15 protein-coding genes are annotated in these 17,747 nt (G+C 63.3%); 14 read left to right on the forward strand and 1 reads right to left on the reverse strand.

Annotation, left to right across the window (positions count from 1 at the left end; genetic code table 11):
- Positions 1–42 precede the first annotated feature (42 nt).
- The 5 genes from ACIQUG_RS23625 to ACIQUG_RS23645 all read left to right on the forward strand — a co-directional run bounded on the left by ACIQUG_RS23625 (position 43) and on the right by ACIQUG_RS23645 (position 5,697).
- Entirely contained in the window at positions 43–1,623 is a 1,581-nt protein-coding gene (locus tag ACIQUG_RS23625) for an ABC transporter ATP-binding protein (RefSeq protein WP_402324465.1), read from the forward strand.
- Positions 1,620–2,657 carry an ABC transporter permease gene (locus tag ACIQUG_RS23630; RefSeq protein ID WP_402324467.1) on the forward strand — a complete coding sequence of 346 codons (1,038 nt, stop codon included), beginning with the start codon at positions 1,620–1,622 and terminating at the stop codon, positions 2,655–2,657. The genes ACIQUG_RS23625 and ACIQUG_RS23630 overlap by 4 nt, the downstream gene beginning before the upstream one ends.
- The gene (locus ACIQUG_RS23635) at positions 2,654–3,547 is read left to right on the forward strand and encodes an ABC transporter permease (protein ID WP_402324468.1); all 894 of its coding nucleotides are present in this window, start codon (positions 2,654–2,656) and stop codon (positions 3,545–3,547) included. The genes ACIQUG_RS23630 and ACIQUG_RS23635 overlap by 4 nt, the downstream gene beginning before the upstream one ends.
- Before the next feature lie 58 nt (positions 3,548–3,605).
- Positions 3,606–5,114, forward strand: a complete 1,509-nt coding sequence (locus ACIQUG_RS23640) for an amidohydrolase (protein ID WP_402324470.1) — start codon at positions 3,606–3,608, stop codon at positions 5,112–5,114.
- A gap of 208 nt (positions 5,115–5,322) precedes the next feature.
- Positions 5,323–5,697, forward strand: coding sequence for a cupin domain-containing protein (locus ACIQUG_RS23645; RefSeq protein WP_402324471.1), 375 nt, complete (start codon positions 5,323–5,325; stop codon positions 5,695–5,697).
- 16 nt (positions 5,698–5,713) lie between these two features.
- Here the strand turns inward: ACIQUG_RS23645 and ACIQUG_RS23650 are convergent, their stop codons facing one another.
- On the reverse strand, positions 5,714–7,123 hold the full coding sequence (locus tag ACIQUG_RS23650; RefSeq protein WP_402324473.1) for a PLP-dependent aminotransferase family protein: 1,410 nt from the start codon (positions 7,121–7,123) through the stop codon (positions 5,714–5,716).
- Positions 7,124–7,236: 113 nt separating this feature from the next.
- Here ACIQUG_RS23650 and ACIQUG_RS23655 point away from each other — a divergent pair, with 113 nt between their 5' ends.
- From ACIQUG_RS23655 to ACIQUG_RS23695, 9 genes are all read left to right on the forward strand, one after another.
- Positions 7,237–8,076, forward strand: coding sequence for an SDR family NAD(P)-dependent oxidoreductase (locus ACIQUG_RS23655; RefSeq protein WP_052201598.1), 840 nt, complete (start codon positions 7,237–7,239; stop codon positions 8,074–8,076).
- A 68-nt stretch (positions 8,077–8,144) separates the two neighbouring features.
- A complete protein-coding gene (locus ACIQUG_RS23660; RefSeq protein WP_402324475.1) occupies positions 8,145–9,164 on the forward strand; it encodes a BMP family ABC transporter substrate-binding protein in 1,020 nt (339 codons plus the stop codon).
- 19 nt (positions 9,165–9,183) lie between these two features.
- Positions 9,184–10,689, forward strand: a complete 1,506-nt coding sequence (locus tag ACIQUG_RS23665) for an ABC transporter ATP-binding protein (RefSeq protein WP_402324477.1) — start codon at positions 9,184–9,186, stop codon at positions 10,687–10,689.
- Positions 10,690–10,718: 29 nt separating this feature from the next.
- On the forward strand, positions 10,719–11,711 hold the full coding sequence (locus ACIQUG_RS23670) for an ABC transporter permease (RefSeq protein WP_402324479.1): 993 nt from the start codon (positions 10,719–10,721) through the stop codon (positions 11,709–11,711).
- Between the two features lie 3 nt (positions 11,712–11,714).
- Positions 11,715–12,611, forward strand: a complete 897-nt coding sequence (locus tag ACIQUG_RS23675) for an ABC transporter permease (protein WP_402324480.1) — start codon at positions 11,715–11,717, stop codon at positions 12,609–12,611.
- Between the two features lie 10 nt (positions 12,612–12,621).
- Complete coding sequence (locus ACIQUG_RS23680; RefSeq protein ID WP_402324482.1) at positions 12,622–13,830, forward strand: Tm-1-like ATP-binding domain-containing protein; 1,209 nt, start codon at positions 12,622–12,624, stop codon at positions 13,828–13,830.
- A 1-nt stretch (position 13,831) separates the two neighbouring features.
- Positions 13,832–14,665, forward strand: coding sequence for a phosphoenolpyruvate hydrolase family protein (locus ACIQUG_RS23685; protein WP_113294759.1), 834 nt, complete (start codon positions 13,832–13,834; stop codon positions 14,663–14,665).
- Between the two features lie 9 nt (positions 14,666–14,674).
- On the forward strand, positions 14,675–15,112 hold the full coding sequence (locus ACIQUG_RS23690) for an SRPBCC family protein (RefSeq protein WP_043612350.1): 438 nt from the start codon (positions 14,675–14,677) through the stop codon (positions 15,110–15,112).
- 423 nt (positions 15,113–15,535) lie between these two features.
- Positions 15,536–17,716, forward strand: coding sequence for an OmpA family protein (locus tag ACIQUG_RS23695; protein ID WP_402324483.1), 2,181 nt, complete (start codon positions 15,536–15,538; stop codon positions 17,714–17,716).
- Positions 17,717–17,747 lie beyond the last annotated feature (31 nt).

The raw sequence follows: 17,747 nt of genomic DNA on the forward strand, positions 1-17,747 counted from the left end.
CCCTTTTGACGGCCGCGACGCCTGCTCTCGATGGGAAGCTCAATGTCCAAATCTGCGAAATCGGCTCTGGAGTGCCGCAACGTCACCGTCAAATTCGGAGACGTGACGGCATTGTCGGAGGTTTCAGCTTCGTTCGCGCCGGGGCAAATCCATGCGGTTGTCGGTCAGAACGGCGCCGGCAAGACCACCTTTGCCCGTGTGGCGGCCGGCCTGGTCCAGCCCACTTCCGGCGCCGTCAATGTGATGGGTCACGACATCCGGACGGGGCAGGTCAGCGAAAGCCGGGCCGCCGGGGTGGAACTCGTCCACCAGAGCTTTGCCTTGCCGCCGTCCTTCACGGTTGCCGAAGCCATGGAGTTTGGCGCAACGGGCAGGGGCGGCGTCTTCAGCCGCAGGGGTCTCGTTGAAAAATGGCGGTCGCATCTTGCGGGTCTCGACGTTCAGGTCGATCTGAACCGGCGGATCAGGGACCTCCCGATCGAGACACAGCAGGGGATAGAGATTGCCCGCGCGCTGGTTACGGATGCGCGCGTCCTCATTCTCGACGAGCCGACCGCGGTCCTGTCCCCGGCCGGCATCGACATGCTGTTCGCGCGCGTTCGCCGCCTTAAGGAACGTGGGGTCACAGTCGTCCTTATCCTGCACAAGATCCGCGAGGTGCTGGGCATCGCGGACACAGTCACGGTGTTGCGGGGCGGCCGGAAGGTCGAAGGGCCGCTGCCGGTCGCGGAAGTTTCAAGTGAGCGGCTGGCCAACCTCATCGTCGGCGAGGCCATAGCCAAGACGCTCGGTGGCCAAGACCGCGATGCATTGGTCGGAACGAAGCCAACCGGGCATGGGAACTCCGATCCGCACACGCATGCGGTCGGGACTGCCATCCTTTCGATGAAAGCTGTCTCCACGAGGCCGGACAGCGGGGGTATCGCTCTCGATGCCGTCGACCTCGAGATCCGCCCGGGAGAGATCGTCGGCGTCGCCGGGGTGGAAGGCAATGGGCAGAAAACCCTGGTGCGGGCGATCTCCGCACTCGCAGATCTCGAAGGCGGAACGATCAATCTCACTGGGCACGACGTGACCTGGCAGCCACTTGCCGCACGCCGCAAGATCGGCCTTCGGATCATTCCCTTCGAGCGCAATGTGGAGGGCCTCAGCCTCACGAGTTCCCTCTGGCAAAACTGGAGCGCGCGCGAACTGTTGCAGGGGAGCTTGCTCAAGGGCATTCGGCCCGCTGCGATCCGCGAAGCTTGCGACCGGTCGCTAAAGGCATGGAGCGTCCACTATAACAATTCCGGGCAGAGGGCCGGGTCGCTTTCGGGCGGCAACGCGCAAAAGGTGATCCTTGCGCGGGAAATCGATCCTGAGGCCAAGCTGATCATTGCGGCACAGCCGACACGCGGCCTCGACATCGGGGCGACCGCCTTCGTCTGGCAGGCCCTGCGGCAAGCGCGCGACCGTGGCGCGGCCATACTCTTGATCTCGTCGGATCTCGACGAGCTCTTCGACATATCGGATCGCGTCGTGGTGATGCTGTCGGGACGCCTGAATGGTGAGTTCCAAGCGCCCTTCGACATAAGCGTTGTGGGGGCGGCCATGACCGGTGCCGCGGCGGGGGCAAGCGCATGAAAGACAGTCTCATCACCGTCGTTCGCAGCCTGATCTTCGTGACGTTCGCGCTCATCCTTTGCGCGCTCGTGTTCCAGCTTGCCGGCTATAACGCGCCAGTGACACTTTGGGCGGTGCTCGACGGGGCGTTTCTCAGGACCGGGGCGATCGAGCAAAGTCTCCGATGGGCACTGCCGCTGTTCATAACGGCCGTCGGTGTCGGCATCTCCTTCCGCGCGGGCTTCTTCAACATCGGTGCCCAGGGGCAGTTCTATGTCGGTGCGATTTGCGCCGCCTTCGCAGCCGAAGCTGTAAGAGGCGGGCCCGCCTTCCTCGTGATCCCGACCCTGCTTCTAGCCGGCATGCTCGGCGGTGCACTCTGGGCGCTCTGGCCGGGATTGCTGCGGCTTCGCTCCGGCACCGACGAGGTCATCACCACGCTCATGGGCAACTTCATGGCCGGCCTGCTGCTCGTCTATGTCACTTCGGGGCCGCTCAAGGATCCCTCGGGCTCCGGTCAGCAGGCATCGAGCCGTCCGCTGGACCCGGCCTACCGCATCTCGGATTCGCTCGGTCTTTCGCCAACGATCATCGTGATTGCGGTCGCCATCGGCATCCTCATGTGGCTGCTGGTCAACCGGACTGCCTTCGGGGTTCTGGCAAGCCTTGCCGGCCGCAACGGCACCATGGTGGAGTGGCAGGGCGCACGTCTCTGGAAGCTCGGCCTTTCGAGTTTCCTGATATCGGGTGCGCTTGCGGGTCTTGCCGGTACCATCGAATTCATGGGGCCGAACGGCCGCATCGCCTCTGGTTTCCTGCCGGCCCATGGGTTCACGGCGATCCTGATCGCGCTCGTCGCCAACCTCTCCGTTCTCGGGACGGCGGTGGCTGCGGTGTTCTTCGGCGGGCTGGCCTCGGCGGCGCTCTATCTGCCGATCATGGCCGGGCTGCCGTCGGCGGCGATCGACATCATCAATGCGGCGATCGCGCTGTTCATAACGGCAAGGTCGACCGTCATCGATAGGGTGCTGCGTCTCGGAGGGCGCAAGACATGAACGAGATCATCATCTCCATTCTGCGTTCCGGAACGCCGCTGATCTATGTCACGCTCGCCGGCGTTATCGCGCAACGGGCAGGGGTCTGGAACCTCGGGCTCGAGGGACTGATGATCATCGGTGCCTGCGCAACAATTCTCGGCATCATGCTCACCAAGTCCGTTGGCGCTGCCATACTGATAGCCATCATAGCCTGCGTCTTGGCCTCGGTGCTTCTGTGGTTCGTCATCGACAGGCTGAAGGCCAATCCCATTATCGCCGGTCTCGGGCTGACGGGCCTTGGCATCGGTGGTACGGCATTGGCCGTCCAGTCGATCTTTGGTACGCAGGCAACCGTGACGGCACCCTTCGGCATTCCGAAACTGGGGCCGGCCTTTGGTTCCTATGGCGTGCTTTCGGTCGCGGTCGCGGCCATGCCCTTCGTCGTCTTTGCCATGTGGGTGCTGTTGCGGCGAACGCGTTTCGGCCTGCGGCTTGCCGCCTGCGGAGAGCATCCGTTTGCTGCGCGCGGTGTCGGCGCCGACCCTTCGCGCATGCGGCTGGCAGCGCTTTCGATCGGCGGCGTCCTGTGCGCCATTGGCGGCGCGGAACTTGCCGCGGGCAGCCTGCAATTCTTTGCCCAGGGCATGACGGCCGGTCGCGGCTTCATGGCGTTTGCGGCGGTGATTTTCGGTGCGGCCCATCCGGTTGGCGCCACCTTCGCCGCCCTGTTCTTCGCCATCGTGGGCGCCATCGGCATCCGGGCGCAGTTGACGTTCGGAGACCGGATCCCCCACGACCTCCTGCAGGCCTTGCCGTATCTGGCGACGGTCTTCGGCGTCTGGCTGTCGGGAAAGCTTCGCGGCGGAGCGAAGGGCGCAAGCTCATTTGCCGAGCTCAGGGATCAATAGTCGCGATGTCGTGGCGGGCGCCATCATCGGATCGTTCAGTCATTTCCGGGACGTAGTCATGCGCGAAATTCTCATCCGCAATGCCACACTTGTTGCAATGGACGGCGCTCACGGCGCCACCCCGTTTGCCGCCGACATACTGATCGAAGGCACCGAGATCAAATCCATCGGGTCGGGACTTGCGGCTGGGCCCGACGCTCAAATCATCGACGGGCGTGGCAAGCTGGTCATGCCAGGTCTGGTCAATGCCCATACGCATTCCAGCGAGACATTCCTGCGGGGGCGCTATGAGCGCATGCCGCTCGAAGTCTGGCTGCTCTACGCCTATCGCCTGCTGATGAATGACCCGATCGGCGAGCGCTTGCTGTACCTGCGCAGCCTGCTCTTGGCGATGGAATCTCTGCGCAACGGCGTCACGACGCTTTGCGACGACTTTTTCGATCCGCCGCGTCACGACCTCGACCGGCTCGCCACCGTCTTTCGCGCCTATGACGATGCCGGCATCCGCGCCAATGTCTCCAGCGCGGCGATGAATGTGCATACGCTCGATGCGCTGCCATTTGCGCGGGAGGTCATGCCCTTGGCACTGCAGGAGCTGCTTGATTTCGGCCCGCCGATGTCGGCTGAAACCTATGCGGATTATTGCCGAGCGGCCTTTTCCAGCCTGCATGGCATGTCTGGTCGCCTGCGGTTCATGATCGCCCCGTCGGCGCCGCAGCGCTGCACACCGGATCTCATGGCCGCCTGCATGGACCTGGCGGTGGACAAACACGTGCCGTTCCACACGCACATCCTCGAGACCAAGACGCAGGCGGTAACGGGGCTCGTTCGACACGGCAAGTCGTTGATCGCCTATATGCACGACCTTGGGCTTCTAAAGCGCAATACGACCATCGCCCACTCGGTATGGGTGAGCGACGACGACATCGAGCTCATGGGACAGGCGGGCGTCTCCATCGCTCATAATGCCGTCTCGAACCTGAAGCTTGGCGCCGGCATCGCGCCGATCCGCCGCCTGCTCGATACCGGCATCACTGTTGGCCTCGGCACCGATGGCGTTTCGTCGAACGATACATCGCGTATCTTCGACGTCATGCGCGTCGCCGGTCTCGTACATAGTGCTGCCGGTCCCGACTATGAGAGATGGCTGAAGGCGGACGAGATTCTCGCCATGGCGACTATCGGCGGCGCGAAAACGGCGATGCTGGAGCAGGTGACCGGCTCCCTCGAAGTCGGCAAATCGGCCGATCTCCTGATCCTGAACATGCGCAACTATCCCTTCCAGCCTCTCAACGATATCGCCAAGCACCTTGTCTATTCGGAAAATGGATGCTCGATCGAGACGGTCATGGTTGCCGGACGGGTTGTGATGCAGGACGGTCGTCTGACCACGGTGGATGAACAGGCCGTGCTCGATGAGATTTCCGAACTCGTACCGGCCTACCTTGCCGAACATGCCGAGCTTGAGCGCCGCAATGCGATCTTCGAACCCGCCATGGCACAAATCCATCGCATGGCGACCGGCATGGATCTCCCCCTCAACCGATACCAGGGCGATATGGTGTGAACTAATCTGGCGGAGCACATGATATCGGCCAAGAACACCGATCGTCCGCCAGCGCATTTTGGCCGCATGTGGCCAAAGGGGTCCGGCAGGGCCGTCTGCCCCAAGATCTGTTAGACAGTATGGCCCCTGGACCACTTTGTAAAAAGTGGTCCTTGTCGATCCAGGTGTTCCCCGTTCTGTTCAGTCCGCAACAAGAAGGAGGAATGCCGTGGTTGTAGACAAAGGCGGGATCGTATTTGCAAACGGTCAGGGAGAATTCTGGACGGATGAACGGTGCTACATCACCGAACTGCACAATTGCGACGCGTCGCCCGAGGCATCGCTTGCAGTCGCCCGCGTGGAGGTTGGGGTTACCACGCAACTGCACAGCCTCACCGGGGTGATCGAGCGCTACGTTCTTCGCCAGGGCGAGGGCATTCTCGAGGTCGACGGCGTCAAGCAGACGCTTCGCGTCGGCGATCAGGCGGTGATACCGGCCGGTGCGGCGCAACGTATCGAAAACACAGGCTCGGTCGATCTTGAGTTCTATTGCCTGTGCACGCCGCGCTTTTTCCCGGATTCCTACGTGAACCTGGAACAATAGCGAAGCGTTGCTGCGCCTAACCGGCGGATTTTCCGCCTGCCAGGCTGCAGATGGTTTCGATTGCGAACTGCATGGTTTGCAGCGGGCGCACAAAGGGCAGGCGTATGACGTCGCCGAAATTTTCCCGCGCGGAATAGCCGGGTCCGGCAGACAGGAACAGGCGGTGGCGTTGTGCTTCCTGGCACAAGGCCACCGCATCGATGCCGGGCATGTTGATCCACATCGCAGTCCCACCCGAGGGGCGCGACCAATGCCAGTGGCCCGGCGCATGATCGGCGATGATCCTTTCTGCCGCCTCCAGATGCTCGGAAATCTCGCGGTGACGATAGACCCGCGCCTCGCGAATGTTTTCTAGCAAGCCGACGGCCAGGTGCTGATCGAACATCGAGCAGCCGAGGTCGTTGACTGCCTTGAAGCTCGCCAGGCGCTTCACGACCGGCGGCGCGGCACGGATCCAGCCGATGCGCAGGCCGCCCCAGAACAGCTTCGAAAGCGTGCCGATGGTTGCGACAAGCTCCGGGTTGGCTTGTCCCGCCACAGGGCGCGGTGTTCGCCCGGCGATGGTCGAAAGCTCGTTCTGCGCGCCGTCCTCGATCAGAAACGTCGGATAGCGCTCGAGGAGGTCGAGGAGCTCACGCCGGCTCTGATCGCTGAGCGAACGACCGGTCGGATTGTGCGCCTCGGGAAAGAGATAAAGCAGCCTCGGGCGGTTCTTGAGTGCCTTCTCCAATTGGCCGATATCAAGGCCCTCGTCGGTCACCGCGATCGGAACGATCCGCGCGTTGCGGCGGCGGAAGGCTTCGAGCGAACCGCGATAGACAGGGTCTTCGACCACCACCGCGTCCGACGCATCCACCATCGCATTGGCGAGCAACCAGACGGCCTGCTGCGCGCCACTGGTAATCAGGATGTTGTCCGGATGCGTCGGCAACCCAAGGTCCGCGTAATAGCGCGCGATGGCCCAGCGCAACGTCGGCAGGCCGGAGGCGTCGTAGCCGAGGCCTGCTGCCACACTGGCAAGGTCCGCCCCTTTCAACGCCGCCAGCATTTCGGTCAGGATGGGTGACGGCTGCAGGGCGCCGCTCGTCATGTCGATGTCCTGTGGCAGCGCCCGGATCTCGCCGGCCAGGCGCGTGTGCGCAGCTCCCGATGGCGCCGCGGCGGCAACGATGCGGTGGCCGCTGCCATGGCGGCTGTCCCGCACCCCGGCGTCCCGCAGCGAGCCGTAGGCCGCCACGACCGTCCCGCGACTGACCGCAAGCGCCGTCGCCAGCGCCCGTTCCGACGGCAGGACACCGCCGACGGGCAACTCCCTTGCCGTAATCAATCTGCCGATCGAAAGACTGAGCTGCTCGCTGACCTTGCCGTCTGAGGTTCGCCAGTTGCCGATAAGCCGGCCGATGCGGGCGGGAGAAATCCTGTTCATGTGTGATCCACTTCTCGACAAGTGGACTTTGTCAGATCCCCGTGACTGGAGCAACGTGGTTCCCGGAGAACAGAGAGGAAGAGTTTCCAAGCGGAGGCTCAAAGGGAGGATACATGGGTTCCTTTGCCACGAGGGGCGAACATGCCCCGTTGGCCGTAAGGCAGGTTGCGCCGACGCGCTCGCATGCGAACAAGCGCTACCTGGTGCTTGGCGGTGCGGGCGGCGCCGGCAAGGCGGCTGCAGGATTGCTCGTTGCCGAGGGTGCCTCGGTCGTCATCGGCGATGTCCGTGCGCAAGCCTTGGAAGAGGCGATTGCGAGCCTCGGTCATGACCGCAAGGCGCTGTCCGGCGTTGTCGTCGACCTGGCCGATGCAGGCTCGATCGCAGCTGCGATCAAGGAAGCCGAAGCGCGCCTCGGTGCAATCGACGGGCTGGTAAACTGCGCGGCGATCGTTCGTCATGTCGATCCGCTCGAAACGCCCTGGAGCGATTGGGAGCGCATCTTCTCCATCAACGTCTACGGCGCGTTCGAGGCAGCCAGGCTCGTTTCCAAGGCAATGATTGCCAAGGGCATCAAGGGAGCGATCGTCAATGTCGCTTCGGAGGCCGGCAAGAAAGGCCATACGCAGTCGCTGGCCTACAGCGCCAGCAAGGCGGCCATGATCAATTTCACCCGCGTTCTGTCCGAAGTGCTTGCGCCGCAGGACATCAACGTCAACTGCGTCTGCCCCGGTGGCATGGCGACGGACATGTTGCGTGAGGTTGCTGTCGCCTATGGCGACCTGGTCAAGCAGGCGCCCGACGAGGTCTTCAAGCAGCTCGTCAGCTCGCAGTTGCGTCGTCATATCGACCCGGTCGAAGTGGCGCGGACGATTTCGTTCCTGCTCAGCGACGACGCGATCATCATTCGCGGTCAGGCGATCAACGCCGACGGTGGCGACACGCCGTACTGATCGGTGCGCCGGCGAACCGGCGTCCGCAGCGTTCCACCATCGCGACACACTTGCTCATGGAGTCCAAGATGACGACTACCAGCAAATTCCTGCATATCTGCCTCGGTTCCTTGCTCGCCGTTGCGGCGACGACAGCGTCCGCCAGGGCCGACGACACGTCCTATGTCCTGGTGACACCGAGCCGCATCGGCGTGAACAAGTTCCTCGGTCTCGGCAAGACGGGGATCGAAAAGGCCGCCGAGGCTCAAGGGGCGAAAGCGCGCATATTCGAGGGCACGGATCCGTCGACCCGCCGCCAGAACGTTCAGGCCGCCATCGACATGGGCGCCCCGATCGTCACGGTCATGGGCTTCGAGTTCGGTGACATCATTGCCGATCTGGCACCGGAAAACCCGGAAACGAAGTTCGTAATCATCGACACCTGCATTCCGGAAGCACCGGAGAATGTCTATTGCGCGGTGTTCCGCGAACAGGAAATCGCCTATCTCGCCGGGGCCGAAGCTGCCCTGACGTCACAGAGCAAGACGGTGGCCGTAATCGGTGCGCTCGATATTCCGTTCCTGCATCGCTACACGGATTCCTATGAACTCGGCGCCAAGGCTGCCAACCCCGACATCAACGTGCTGCCGACGGCGTGGATCGGCGGGGACAATCCCTTCCAGGATCCGGTGCGGGCACAGACCCAGGCGGTCCTGCAGCTCTCCAACGGTGCAGACCGCATCTACGCGGTCGCGGCCGGCAGCAACGGCGGCGTGTTCAAGGCGGTGGCGGAAAAGCCGGGAGCGATGGCGATCGGCCTCGACGTCAACCAATGCGGCGATGCGCCAGGCGCGATACTCGACAGCACGCTCAAGCGCGTGGACGTCGTTCTTCCCGCAACCATTGACGGCATCCTGAAAGGCACGGCTAGGCCTGTCGAGAGCTTCGGTCTGGCGGAAGGCGGGCTCGAACTCGTTGCCATGTCCGAGGACCTGGCCGCGTCCGGCTGCATGATCGCCAAGGCGCCTGATGTCATCGGCAAGCTGACCGAGATCCAGGCAAAGATCGTGTCGGGCGCCATCACTGTGCCTGACCCCATGGCCCAATAGCGGTCCGGGAGCTGAAGCAATGACCTTGCTCCAGATGAAAGGCATCTCGAAGCGATTTGGCAGTCTCGTTGCCAATGACGGGATCGACCTTTCGGTCAAAAGCGGTGAAATCCATGCCTTGATGGGAGAAAACGGGGCCGGAAAATCGACCCTGATGAACATCCTGTATGGGTTGCTCAAGCCGGATGCCGGCGAGATCCGGATCGATGGCAAGGCGATGGACTTCGCAAGCCCGCTCGGTGCTATCGCTGCCGGTGTCGGCATGGTCCACCAGACGTTCAGGCAGTTTCCCGACCTGACCGTTTGGGAGAACCTGGTGTTCCAGAACGAACCGGGACAGGGGCCGTTTGTTTCCGCAGCTGCCGCGCGCGATGTCGTGCGGCAGCTCGGGGAAAAACACGGCCTGGAAATTAATCCCGACAGCCGCGTGCGTGATTTGGCGGTGGGCATTCGCCAGCGTCTCGAGATCCTGAAGGCGCTTTCGCGCCAGGCGAAGGTACTGATCCTCGATGAGCCGACGGCGGTGCTTACGCCGCAGGAGCGCGACAGTCTCTTTGTGGCGATGCGCCATCTGGCAAGCCAGGGCATGGCTCTCATCCTGGTGACGCACAAGATCCCCGAGGTCATTGCCGTCACCGACGAGATCACGGTCATGCGTGACGGCAGGGTCTCGGGCGCGCTGACGACCCGGCAGACCAACGAGGCGGAGATCATCCGCGCGATGGTCGGGCGCAACGTGCCACCGACGGTTGCCGCCAAGGTCACGTCGACCGCACAGCCGATGCTCTCTGTCCGGAACCTGTCGGTGCGAAAGGGCGGCGTGGCCGTGGTAAACGACGTGACGTTCGATGTGCGGCCGGGCGAAATCGTCGGGATCGCCGGCGTTCCGGGAAACGGGCAGCCGCAGTTGATTTCGGCTGTGACCGGGCTTGAGGCTTCGACCGGCGAGGTCGTCATCGCAGGGCGGAACGTTGCGGGGCTTTCGATTGCTGAACGCCGCGCCGTCGGCATTTCATACGTGCCGGAAGATCGTCACCTGACGGGCACGGCACCGGCCGCTTCGATCGCCGAAAACATTGCCTTCGGCACGCATCGAACGGCCGCGGTGTCGAGCTACGGGTTTTTGAAGAAGCAGGCGATCCGCGCGCAGGCCCGCAAGCTCATCGAGCAATTCAAGGTGAAGGCCGCCTCGGAAGACGTGCCGATCGGATCGCTGTCGGGCGGCAACATGCAGAAGGTCGTCATCGCGCGCGAAATCGAGCACGGGTCGCCGCTGATCGTCATCGAAGAGCCGACACGGGGCGTGGACGTCGGGGCGATCGAATTCATTCACAAGACCCTGATCGCCGAACGGGACAAGGGCCGGGCCATTCTGGTGGTCTCGTCTGACCTCACCGAACTGCTGGCGCTCTCAGACCGGATTCTCGTGATGTTTGAAGGCCGTATCGACGCCAGCCTCAGTGGGAAAGACATGAACGAAGACACCATTGGGAGATGGATGATGGGGGGAGCGGCAGGGGCATGACAGGAGTTGGTCTCGAGACGAAATCTCGATTGACGGCAATCTTGCTGTCCATCGCGGTCGCCGTCGTACTTGGGGGGCTCGTGGTGCTTTCGACCGGCGCCAATCCCCTCTCGGTCTATCAGGAAATCGTCCAGGGTGCGCTTCTGGGACGCGGTCTGGGTGAGACGCTCAGCCGCTCGGTCCCGTTGATCGGCATGGGTCTTGCAGCCGCAATTGCCTTTCGCGCCGGCCTCATCAATCTTGGCGGCGACGGGCAGATGCTGGTGGGCGGGCTCGCGGCCGCGCTCGTTGCGCTCTATGTTCCGGCACCAGGGGCCGTGCGGGCCGTGCTCGCCTTGACGGCCGCCATTTGTGCGGGTGGGCTTTATGCCTGGATCGCGGCAGTACTTCAGCTTGGCCTCGCCATCCCGTTTCTGATCACGAGCCTGCTGCTCAGCTACATCGCACGCGGCGTCACATCCTATCTGGTACGCTACCCGTTGCGCGATCCCTCCACGGGCATGCCGGAAACCTATCGCGTCGCCTCCGCGGCGCGCCTCCCAAGCAGCATTTTCGATCTGCCGATCAGCGTCGGAATGTTGATCATGGCCGCGGTTGCGATTGCCGTCATCGTCAACGACAAGCATGGCGTCAACGGTTTCGAGTGGCGAATGACTGGGCTTAATCCGCGTTTCGCCGGGTACTCGGGTACGAACCTGCCGCGGCAGACACAGAGGGTGGCATTCCTGAGCGGCGCTCTTGCCGGTCTGGTTGGGGCGCTGTTGATCCTCGGGCAGCAGTACCGGTTCACCGACGGGGCCTTGCTTGCGCCGGGCTATACCTGGTCGGGGCTGATGGCCGCGGTTCTTGCGATGGCAAACCCGATCGCGACGGTCGTCACCGCGGCGTTCTTCGCGGCGCTGCAGGTGGGGGGCTTCGCCATGGAGCGGGCGCTCGGTCTTCCGGCTGTCCTCACATGGGTCCTGCAGGCGCTGATCATTCTGTGCCTCGCTGCGCGTCCCGTGTTCTTCAAGAGGCGATAGACCATGCTCAACATGCTTCTTTCGCAGGTCCTCGATCTGATGACGCCGGTGCTTCTGGCGGCGATGGCCGGAACATTGTGCGAGCGCGCAGGCGTCTTCAACATCGCGCTTGAGGGCAAGATGCTGGTCGGCGCTTTCGCCGCGGTCGCGGCGAGCGTTGCCTTCGGCTTGCCGATGGTTGCGGTTCTGTTCGCCGTCGTCTGCACCGCGATCTTCGCGTTCCCCCTTGCGCTCGGCGGCGCCCGCTTCGGCGGCGATCCGATCGTGATCGGTATCGGGCTGAACCTGCTTGCCGCAGGGCTAACAACCTATCTTCTGAGCGCGCTTTTCGGCGTCACCGGCACACTGGTCGATCCCGCGGTGATCGCCTTGCCGCGCTTCGGTATCGGCGCTTTTGCCGGGATTCCCGTCCTCGGCGCCATCGTCGATGGGCACAATCTGCTGGTCTATCTCTCATGGCTGCTCGTGCTCGTCCTCAACGTCTACCTGTTTCGCACGCGATGGGGCCTGCGCTTGCGGGGGATCGGTGAAGTGCCGTCTGCAGCAGCGGCGATGGGCGCGAATGTGAACCGCTATCAGACGGCGATCGTGCTTCTCGCGGGCGCTCTGTGCGGTCTGGCGGGTGCGCAGCTGGCGCTCGGCTCAGTCGCCCTATTTGCCGAAAACATGACGGCCGGTCGCGGTTGGATCGCGGTGGTTGCCGTCATGCTTGGGCGCGCCCATCCACTCGGCATCGCGCTCGCCTGTTTCGGTTTCGGTCTCGCAGACGCGATCGGCCTGCGGCTGCAGGGCCAGGGCTTGCCGAACCAGATCACCGATATCGCGCCCTACGCGATCACCCTGTTGGCGATGATCGGCCTCGGCCTGCGCGGGGCGATGAGAAAGATAAGAAATACCTGAGGAGGAATGAATGAGTACAGCCAAGACGATTTATGTAGCGGGCACTTTCGACACCAAGGGTGACGAGCTGCGCTACGTGGCGGAGCTGATCAGGGCGCAATCGATGCCTGCGGTTCTGGTGGATCTTTCCACCGCCAAGCCTTCGGCGGATGCCGATATCGACGCGAGAGAGGTTGCCGGTTTCCATCCGGGCGGTGTCTTAGCCGTCTTTACCGGGGATCGCGGCAGCGCCGTTTCCGCCATGGGACTGGCGTTCGAACGGTTCATCCTGTCGCGTGACGACGTCGGCGGCATCATCGGGCTTGGCGGATCCGGAGGAACCGCGGTCGTCACCCAGGCCATGCGCGCCCTGCCGGTCGGAACGCCGCGGGTGATGGTCTCGACGGTGGCGGCCGGAAACGTCAGCGCCTATGTCGGTCCGAACGACATCGCGATGGTGAATTCGATCACGGATATCGCCGGGCTCAACCGCATCTCGCGAACCGTCCTTGCCAATGCCGCCAATTCAATCGCCGGAATGGTGCGCAACCGGCGGGAAGCCGAGCAGGACGACCGGCCGGCGCTTGGCCTGACGATGTTCGGCGTCACCACCCCTTGCGTCACCCAGGTCGTCGAGCAGCTGCGCGACCGGTACGAATGCCTGGTGTTCCACGCGACCGGCATCGGCGGGCAGTCGATGGAGAAGCTTGCTTCGTCCGGCTATCTCGCAGGCGTTCTAGACATCACCACCACTGAGGTGTGCGATCTGCTGTTTGACGGCATCTTGCCGGCGACCGAAGAGCGGTTCGGCTTCCTTGCCCAGTCGGACCTTCCTTATGTCGGATCCTGCGGCGCCCTCGACATGGTGAACTTCGCCGGCCTCGAGACGGTTCCGGAGAAGTATCGCCACCGCAATCTCTATGTGCACAACCCGCAGATCACGCTGATGCGCACGACGGTCGACGAGAATGTCGCGATGGGCAAATGGATCGGCGAGCGCCTGAACCGCAGCATCGGTCCGGTTCGCTTCCTTCTGCCGACGGGCGGGGTGTCGCTGCTCGATGCACCGGGCCAGCCTTTCCACGACCCGGAGGCAGACGAGGCCCTGTTCACCACCATCGAAAACACGGTTGAGCAGACCGACGAGCGTCGCGTCCTGCGCGTGCCGCACGCGATCAACGCGCCCGAATTCAGTTCCGAAATCCTTCGTCATTTCAACGAAATCAGTAGAGGCAGTTAGTATGAAGTTTGAAAGACGCCAGTTGCTGGACAAATTTCGCCAGCAGATCAAAGCGAAGATCCCGATCATCGGCGGCGGCGCTGGCACCGGCCTTTCGGCCAAATGCGAGGAAGCCGGCGGCATCGACCTCATCGTCATCTACAACTCCGGCCGCTACCGCATGGCCGGACGAGGGTCGCTTGCCGGCCTGCTTGCCTATGGCAACGCCAACGAGATCGTGCTCGACATGGCACGCGAGGTGCTGCCCGTGGTCAAGCACACGCCGGTTCTTGCCGGCGTGAACGGCACGGATCCGTTCTGCAACTTCGATTTCTTCCTGGACCAGCTGAAGGCCGTCGGTTTCGCCGGCATTCAGAATTTTCCAACCGTGGGTCTCATCGACGGCACCTTCCGGGCCAATCTCGAAGAGACGGGCATGGGTTACGCCCTGGAGGTCGACCTCGTTCGCCTGGCGCGCAGCAAAGACATGCTGACCACGCCCTATGTGTTTTCGGCCAACGATGCCCGGGCCATGACGGAGGCGGGGGCAGACATCGTCGTCGCCCATATGGGGCTGACGACCGGCGGCGCGATTGGCGCTGACACCGCGCTGACGCTTGAGGCGTGTGTCGATGAGGTCAACGCGATCGCGGCTGCGGCCCGAAGCGTCAATCCCGACATCATCGTTCTTTGCCATGGCGGCCCGATCGCCGAGCCGGAGGATGCCCGCTACATCCTCGAACGATGCCCGGGTTGCCACGGGTTTTATGGCGCATCCAGCATGGAGCGTCTTCCGGTCGAAAAGGCCCTCGTCGCCCAGACGCAGGCCTTCAAGAAACTTGTCATCCAGCAGTAGGAGGGAAATGTGGCAAAGGCATATGCAAGCGCAGTGATCGATGCGCCGATTGAGACCGTCTGGAAGATCGTTCGCGACTTCAACGGCCTGGCGACCTGGCACCCGGCCATCGCCAGCAGTGAAATCGAAGAGGGAAGAGGCAGCGCCGAAGTCGGTTGCGTGCGCTCCTTCTATCTTCAGGATGGAGCCCATGTTCGCGAGCAGCTCCTTGCCCTCAGCGATAGCGAGCATTCGCTCTCCTACAGCTTCGTGAAACCGGCCTTTCCGGTGACGAACTATGTTGCGGGGATCAGGCTGCTTCCGATCACCGACGGCAACCGCACCTTTGTCGAATGGACCGCCGTTTTCGACGAGGCACCGGAGGATGCCGGAAAGTACGTGGAGATCATCTCTACGCATGTCTTTGCAGCCGGCTGGTCGGCGCTCCGGGCGAAGCTCGCCGGGTAGACATGTTCGTTTGGCGGGTGGCGAACGTTTCGCCACCCGCCAAATGCCTGCGACTGTAACAGCCACCGGACGACGGCGCGTAACATCACGGCCGACCCGATGATATTCTGGGTGGGCGGCAGCTCAAGCGGAACGCCACGACCTCCGCATGCATGATCGGTGACAGCCGCCCGCACACCTGGCCGACAACGCCTCACTTTTGCCTCTTCGATCCCTGGGAATGACCGTCCGAACCTGCAGTCAGCAGTTTCGCAACGGGTCTATCGCGCGGAACCGTTCGCGCGCTGCTGCGTTGGGACTAGCCTTTGATGAACACAAAAGTCGAAGGCGTGGGTGATGGCCCCTTTTGTGCTGCCACGTAACGCGCGCCGTTCGTACGGCGCCGACGGGCGCCGGGGCCTCCCAGTAAGAGGAGTGAAAGTCATGTCGGTTCCTTCCAAACTTTTCGCAACGGTCGCCCTTCCAGTCTTCGCCGCATCACTCGTGATTCAGCCGGCTCTGGCCGAGAGCCTGAGGGCGCCGTTCCAGGTGGCGCAGGAAGGGGTCGATCAGCAGTCGCCCGAGGACTTGCTGTTGCTCAAGAAGCGCAAGAAGCAGCAGGCCGCCGAGGAAGGGCAGGCAGAACAGCAGCAACCGCAGGCCGAGGAGCCGCAGCGCCAGACGGAAGAGCCGTCTCGCAAGAAGCGCAAGCAACAGGCTGAAGAACAGCAGCCCGGCGCCGGGGAAAGCGCACCGCGACAGGCCGACCAGCAACAGGCGCCTGAACGCAAGAAGCGAAAGCAGCAGGTCGAAGAGCAGCAGCCTGGCGCCGAGGACGTGGCACCGCGGCAGGCCGAGGAGCAACGGGCGCCCGAGCGAAAGAAGCGCAAGCAGCAGGCCGAAGAACAGCAACCCGCCATCGAGGAAGGCGCTCCGCGGCAGGCCGAGGAACAACAGGCACCTGAGCGCAAGAAGCGCAAGCAACAGGCCGGAGAGCAGCAGCCTGGCGCCGAGGAAGTGGCACCGCGGCAGGCCGAGGAGCAACAGGCGCCTGAACGCAAGAAGCGCAAGCAGCAAGCGGAAGGACAGCAGCCTGCCATGGAGGAGAGCACTCCGCAGAACACTGGGGAGGAGCAGGTCCCAGTGCCCAAGAAACGCAAGCAGCAAGCTGAAGGTCAGCGGCCGGATGAGCAGACGGCGCCCGAACAGCGTGCCGCACCGTCCACGGAACAGCCGGCGCCACAGACCGGCGAGAGTGAGCAGCAGCTGGTTCCAGGGTCTAAACAGCCCGCAACAGCCGAGCAGCGTCAGGGTGAGGAGCCTCAGGGCAGGCCTTCACCTGTGGTCGTCGACAAGCGCACGAAGGCTGAGAAGCGCAAGATCGCTGAGGACCCGGCGGCGACCGACGAAACCGTCGTGCTTCCGGTCGATAACGGTGCCGCCGTGCTCGACAGCGACAAGGATGCCGACAAGTCGGGTGGCGACCGGGCGCGCGAGGCTCGGCGCAAGCAGCGTGAAGAGCTACGCACCGAGCAAAAGGCCGTAGCGCCGCCGACGGATGACGCCGCGGCCCAGGCCGAAATCCCGGCCGGGGTTCGGCAGGCGGCCCCGCAGAGGATCGAGGCGGCGATCAAGGAGGAGGGCCGGCGCGTCGAAGCGGCGCCTGCCTTTGCGGTTCCGGACACAACGAACATCATCAACAACACCGTCATCAACAATACGGTGATCAACACCAGGACCGTCAACAACACCAGGAACAAGGATTTGAACGAGGTGCACGTGGTCGAGAGGCTCGACGATCGTGTCGTCCTTGGCGTTGGCGACCAGATCTTCGTGCGTGGCGACGATCGCCCGCGCCTGCGCCACGATGCGCGGGAAGCGTACTACGACGAACTTCCGCGCGGCCGCGTGCGTGAAACGATCGTGCGCCCGGGAGGCTACCGGATCGTCACCGTCTATGACCGCTATGGTGACGTCTTGCAGCGCTCGCGTGTCGACGGCGACGGCAACGAATATGTGCTGATGTACGCGCCGGACTACCAGGCCGAACGGCGTCCGGCGATCGCAGACGTCGGTTATGACCTGCCGCCGATGCGCCTGACGATCCCGGTCGACGACTACGTCGTCGACTATTCGCAGGAACCGGATCGGGATTACTACGCGTTCCTGTCCGAACCGCCGGTCGAGCGCGTGGAGCGCGTCTATACGATCGACGAGGTCCGCAATTCGGCCCGCCTCCGTGACAAGGTCCGGCGCATCGATCTCGACACGATTCACTTCGACACGGGGAGCGCCGAAGTGTCGATGTCACAGGCAAAGACGCTGCGAACGGTCGCGGACGCCATGCAGAAAGTGCTCGGCAAGGATCCCGGCGAAACCTTCTTCATCGAAGGGCACACGGACGCTGTCGGTTCTGACCGGTCTAACCTCGTTCTCTCCGACGAGCGCGCCGAATCCGTCGCGGTTCTCCTGACGGAAGTCTACGGCATCCCGGCGGAAAACCTGGTGACGCAAGGCTATGGCGAGCGCTTCCTGAAGATCGGCACGCAGGAGCCCGAGGAAGAGAACCGCCGGGTGACCATCCGCCGCGTGACGCCACTGGTGCGCCCGGTCGCGCAGCGATAGTGCGCGCGACATCCAGCCAGCGGCGCTTGCA

The sequence above is a fragment of the Ensifer sp. NPDC090286 genome (assembly GCF_044769565.1).
In the GTDB taxonomy this organism is placed as follows: Bacteria; Pseudomonadota; Alphaproteobacteria; order Rhizobiales; family Rhizobiaceae; genus Ensifer.